We start from the raw sequence: 5,378 nt of genomic DNA, 5'->3' as shown, positions 1-5,378 counted from the left end.
ATAGCCCTTCGGGCAATAAAAAAGAGCAATCCATCACGTCCTTGAAAGAACGTGTTTCCTTGCTCCGTTCCAAAAACTACGTTTACTCGGTCTTTTTTAGCTGGCTTCTTCACTTAATAAGGTAATTACTTCACCACATTCTTTGCGTTTGGCAATGTTGGCTTCTCCCCAAAGGCAAAGTTCATGCAGAATTGAATTTAAACTTTCGCCGCGTTCAGTTAATGAATATTCAACCTTTGGAGGAACTTGTTCATAAATTTTGCGATTGACGATACCGTCATCTTCAAGTTCACGTAATTGTTGCGTCAACATTTTTTGGGTAATTTGTGGGATTGCACATCTAAGTTCACTGGTTCTGAGAGTTTGATTTCGTAAATGACACAGGATGATAGCTTTCCATTTGCCATTGGGTCGACAGAATTTATCAGTGTTGGTGTGATGCCGTTAATCATTAAAACGTTTCATGTGAGCTTGGCAACTGCTGGTTTAACAGTCTCAGTTTATGCGGCAAGTGTGATGATTGGGGCGCCGGTATTTACAAGCTTGACGAGTCGCATACCACGAAAGGCGTTATTGTTATCGATTATGATTACCTTTATTATTGGTAATTTGATTACGGCGATTGCACCAATTTTTCCAATTTTGTTATCCGGACGAGTAGTGGCAGCATTTGCGCATGGGTTGTTTATGTCAGTGGCGACGGTAATTGCTGCCAGTGTCGTTTATCCAATGAAGCGAGCGTCAGCGATTGCGACAATGTTTACTGGACTGACAGTGGCTACCGTCACTGGAGTACCGTTAGGAACGTTTATTGGCCAACATGCTAGCTGGCGTATTTCATTTGTAGTGATTGCAGTTATCGGTTTGATTGGATTGATTTCAAATGCGATTTTAGTTCCGAAAGAGCTACCTATGCCAGCCAAGATTCAACGTGGTAGCTTGATGAGAATGATTAAGGCACCGGTAGTTTTATTGTCGTTGATTGTCACGGCAGACGGTTATGGAGTAAGCTTTCCAGTTTATTCATATATGACAACAATTATCGCTAATCAAGGCTGGAGCGATTCGGCTAGTGTCATTATATTAATTGCTTATGGATTAGCAGTCGCGGTTGGAAACACTGTTGGTGGTCGAGTGGCGAATGCCAAGCCATTAAAAGTATTAATGATGATGTTTGCGGCCATGATTCCAATGATGCTACTAATGCTAGTTGGCTTGCAGGCCCAAATCTTTGGCTTAATATTGATTCTGATTATGGGGTTGTTGGCATTCATGAATGTGCCCGGACTTCAATTATTTACAATGCAAGCTGCGTAAAAGTACACACCAAATGATGTTCAAATGGCCTCGGCCTTTAACATTGCTGCCTTTAATTTGGGCATCATGATAGGATCGTACGTTGGTGGAATTGTCGCCGATGGAGTAGGGTTATATTTGACGCCAATTGCGGGATCGGTAATGGCGGCAATTGCACTTGGATTAACATGGTTATTAAGCCGGCTTCATACTGCCTAAGTACGAAATGTTTTGTTATACTGGATGAAATAAACCATTCAGGAGGCATCGCATGACATTCTTCTATTTTATTCGCCACGGACAAACCTTAGGAAACACCCAAGGTATAAGTCAGGGCACAATTAATACTGAAATTGCATACTTAAACGAACATGGTAAAGCACAGGCACAAAAACTACACGATCATTTTGATGTGGCATTTGCTGACAGAATTATTGCCAGTCCACTAGTCCGTACTCAACAAACTGCAGAAATAATTAATCAGACGGCAAATTTGCCCATTGAATTTGATGACCGGATTAAAGAGATTTCTTACGGTGATTGGGATGGGACTAAAAAAAGCGAATTAAAAAAAGATTATCCGGACTTATTTAGCACGATTAGTGGGGATGTAGTGCCGGAATATTACACCACCGCTCATGGCGAATCGTTCCCTGATGTAGAAAACCGAGTTGCTGAATTTGTTAAAGATATGTCGGCTAAATACCCCGATGAAAAACTCATCGTGGTCAGTCATGGCTTTACGATTCGTAGTGCTGTGGTTAATGCACTGCAAGTTAAAGATCCATTTGCAGTACCAGAACCTGAAAATACCAGCGTCACTAAAATTAGCGTCCTAGATCATGGCCAACAAGTTCTTGAATTCTTTAATAGAGTGTATTGATTGAGTGCGCTGAAATAATTGGGTTGACTACGAGCGCTAGTCTAGTCTGGCGAATGTAAGTGAATTTCTTACAAGACAGACGTAACTAGGCGGAATAGTCAGATTATTGAAGCGTGATTACGACAATGTGGTGACAAGCCCGGGTTGCTCACGAGGATTAGCAAACGTATCGGATAGAAGTGGTTTACTTCTAAGCGATGGGTGAGGCTAAACGTAATGAGCAGGGATTGGAAGCATGAGTCAACAGGACAATGTAAGTGAATTTCTTACAAGGCAGACGTAACTAGGCGGAATAGTCAGATTATTGAAGCGTGATTACGACAATGTGGTGACAAGCCCGGGTTGCTCACGAGGATTAGCAAACGTATCGGATAGAAGTGGTTTACTTCTAAGCAATGGGTGAGGCTAAACGTAATGAGCAGGGATTGGAAGCATGAGTCAGCGGAGCAAGTTAAGTGAATTTAGTAAGTTCCGAGTATTAATTTTTGATTGAAGAGTGACAAAAGATGTATAAATTGTTGTTATATATTTTTGGTTGGGAAAACCGTTGGAAATACAGATTCAATTGCTAATTTTCAGATTTATGAAGGAGAATAGTTATGGGATATGTATTTTTAGGTGTGGCCATTTTAGGCGAATTTTGCGCAACCAACTTTTTAAAAATGTCAGATGGGTTTCATAATTTTGGATTCACAGTTGCTTCAATGTTAGGTTATTTAGTAACTTTTTACTTTCTATCCATCTCATTGAAAACAATTGAAATGGATGTGGCTTATGCGATTTGGGCGGCAGTAGGAATTGTTTTGATTGCAGCCTTTTCAGTAATCTATTGGAAAGAACCATTGAACTTACCAAGTGTTGTCGGAATTGCATTAATTACGATTGGAGTGATTATCCTTCAATTATTTGGTAATGGAAAGCATTAGCCTAGCAGCTTTTTTCAAAATATTCTTGACCTAAAGCTGACTTCAGGTTGTAGAATCAAAATGTTGATATGGCATCCATGAATTATTACCCGGGAAACAAAGCAATGTAATTTTCTATTCCAATTTCGAATGTATGGCATTCTTTTTTGAATGTTAATTCGATTGCAATGGTGATATTCATAGATTATGATATGGACTTATATAAAGTAAGTAGCGTGAATGTCATTAAAAGACGTAAAAATTTTTAAATAACTGGTTAAGGAGATTTGAAATATGATCATTAATGTATGCACTTTAAGCAAATAATTTCATATTGAAAGCTAAAACAGATTAATTTAAAAATGGAGATAAGTAAGATGACAAAAGCCCTAGTAGTATTAACTAACCATGAACATTTTGATACACTCAACAAAACCACTGGATTGTGGTTAAGCGAAGCAGTTCATTTCAGTCAAGTAATGAAGGATAACGGAATCGAAGTTGACTATGTCAGCCCTAAAGGTGGCTATGTTCCGTTAGACCCTGGCAGTATTGAAGATGATAACTTAGATCCAATTAGTGCTGATTTTTATTTTGATGCCGACTTTCGGAATCGTGCGTTAGGTGCCTCGCTTGCACCAAAAGATATTACAGCGACAGATTATGATGTCATTTATTTTGCTGGTGGTCATGGGACTGTTTGGGACTTTCCTAACAATGCGGCATTGGGTTCAATTGCTAAGAGTATTTATGATAATGGTGGTGTAATTTCGGCGGTATGCCATGGTGTAGCAGGACTGTTGTCAATCGAAGAAAACGGTCAAAAATTCATTCAAGGTAAAAATGTGGCTGGCTTCACCAATGAAGAAGAGGAAATCAATGGATTAACACATGATGTTCCATTTTTGACTGAAGATGAATTAATTGCTGCTGGCGCACACCACACCAAGTCAGACCCATATACAAAACATGTGGTGGTTGATGACCGTTTGGTTACTGGTCAAAATCCACAGTCTGCTGCAGGTGTTGGACAAGCAGTGATAGAAATACTTAATAAATAACGAAGAGGGTTTTAAGATGACAAAATTTACAGATGAGATTAAGTTTGCCAGCGGTGCAACTTTGAAAAATAGATTAATGATGTCACCAATGACAACGACTCAAAGTTTTTATAATGGTGAGATTACCAAGGACGAAATTGAATATTATTCAGATCGCGCCGCGGGTCTTGGAGCAGTGATTACAGGCGCTGCGAATGTTGAAGATTTAGGTAAGGGATGGTTTGGAGAACTCAGTGTTGCCCATGACGAAATGATTCCCGGACTGTCAGCGTTGGCCAAAGGCATTCAAAGTAAGGATACCAAAGCTATCCTACAAATTGTGCACGCCGGAAGAATGACGCATAGTGCTGAATTAAACGGTGAACAAATCGTTTCAGCTAGTGATATTCCAGCTTTACGTGATGATGCCGAAACGCCTCGTGCCCAAACTTTGGAAGAAGTTAAGGAAACGATTAAATCATTCGGTGAGGCTACTCGTCGGGCGATTCAAGCTGGGTTTGATGGTATTGAACTCCACGGCGCCAATACGTATTTAATTCAACAATATTTTTCACCTCATAGTAACCGTCGGACTGACGAATATGGAGGTGATCGTGATCATCGCTTTAACTTTATCAAAGAGATGTTAGTTGAAGTATTTACTGCCGTTGATGAATATGCAACTAAGCCTTTCATTGTTGGATATCGGTTCTCACCCGAAGAATTTGAAACACCTGGGATTAGAATGGATGATACTAAATGGTTAGTTAATCAGTTAAGTGAATCACGTTTAGATTATTTACATGTTTCATTGAATAAATATGCCAGTGTCTCCCGGGATGAAAACTATAAGGCACAAGGAAGATTGGCTTATGTCAGAGACTGGGTTAACGGTCGTAAACCAGTTGTCGGCGTTGGAGGTGTTCGTACTCGCCAAGACGTGGAAAATGTTTTAGAAGTGGCCGATTTAGTGGCGGTTGGACAACAAATTCTGTTTGACCCAACTTGGGCTGTTAAACTAATTTCCGGCAACGATGCTGCCATGGTTCAGATTCCATTTAAGGATGCGGTTGAAATTACGCCGTTATCCTTACCACTCTATGAATTTGCCGCAGCACGTTATCACAGTGTTATTTTGAGTTAAACGATTTGAGTCATCAACAATCCAATGTTGGTGGCTTTTTTGAGTGCGCCCGGCATGGGCGCCAACTAGGTGGTGAAAGTCCACTGTGGGCCGTAGTAGTCGGAACCACT

The 5,378-nt window shown here is 40.2% G+C and carries 4 protein-coding genes and 2 pseudogenes; 5 read left to right on the top strand and 1 reads right to left on the bottom strand.

All coding sequences use genetic code 11. The features are described from left to right. Positions 1-96: 96 nt before the first annotated feature. Positions 97-405, bottom strand: a pseudogene (locus tag FFM59_RS09490) (winged helix-turn-helix transcriptional regulator); the annotation flags it as partial. On the opposite strand from FFM59_RS09490, the pseudogene FFM59_RS09485 reads away from it, so the two are divergent. The 5 genes and pseudogenes from FFM59_RS09485 (at position 376) to FFM59_RS09465 (ending at position 5,268) form a co-directional block, all read left to right on the top strand. Next, positions 376-1,515 (top strand): annotated as a pseudogene (locus tag FFM59_RS09485) (MFS transporter). The pseudogenes FFM59_RS09490 and FFM59_RS09485 sit on opposite strands and share 30 nt — an antisense overlap. 52 nt (positions 1,516-1,567) lie before the next feature. After that, positions 1,568-2,179 (top strand): histidine phosphatase family protein, encoded by a 612-nt coding sequence (locus FFM59_RS09480; RefSeq protein WP_137602796.1) that lies wholly within the window; start codon positions 1,568-1,570, stop codon positions 2,177-2,179. Positions 2,180-2,778: 599 nt separating this feature from the next. After that, positions 2,779-3,105 (top strand): DMT family transporter, encoded by a 327-nt coding sequence (locus FFM59_RS09475; RefSeq protein ID WP_137602795.1) that lies wholly within the window; start codon positions 2,779-2,781, stop codon positions 3,103-3,105. Positions 3,106-3,461: 356 nt separating this feature from the next. Beyond that, positions 3,462-4,145, top strand: a complete 684-nt coding sequence (locus FFM59_RS09470) for a type 1 glutamine amidotransferase domain-containing protein (protein WP_137602794.1) — start codon at positions 3,462-3,464, stop codon at positions 4,143-4,145. 16 nt (positions 4,146-4,161) lie between these two features. After that, positions 4,162-5,268: an NADH-dependent flavin oxidoreductase gene (locus FFM59_RS09465; RefSeq protein ID WP_137602793.1), complete on the top strand. Its 1,107-nt coding sequence runs from the start codon at positions 4,162-4,164 to the stop codon at positions 5,266-5,268. Positions 5,269-5,378: the final 110 nt, after the last annotated feature.

The sequence above is a fragment of the Paucilactobacillus nenjiangensis genome (assembly GCF_005405445.1).
GTDB classification, from domain to species: Bacteria; Bacillota; Bacilli; order Lactobacillales; family Lactobacillaceae; genus Paucilactobacillus; species Paucilactobacillus nenjiangensis.
This window is presented reverse-complemented; position numbering and strand designations above follow the sequence as displayed.

Excerpts from the sequence above, each read along its gene's own strand:
- FFM59_RS09470 (WP_137602794.1), top strand. The coding sequence starts at position 3,462 with ATGACAAAAGCCCTAGTAGTATTAACTAACCATGAACATTTTGATACA.
- FFM59_RS09465 (WP_137602793.1), top strand. The coding sequence starts at position 4,162 with ATGACAAAATTTACAGATGAGATTAAGTTTGCCAGCGGTGCAACTTTG.
- FFM59_RS09475 (WP_137602795.1), top strand. The coding sequence starts at position 2,779 with ATGGGATATGTATTTTTAGGTGTGGCCATTTTAGGCGAATTTTGCGCA.
- FFM59_RS09480 (WP_137602796.1), top strand. The coding sequence starts at position 1,568 with ATGACATTCTTCTATTTTATTCGCCACGGACAAACCTTAGGAAACACC.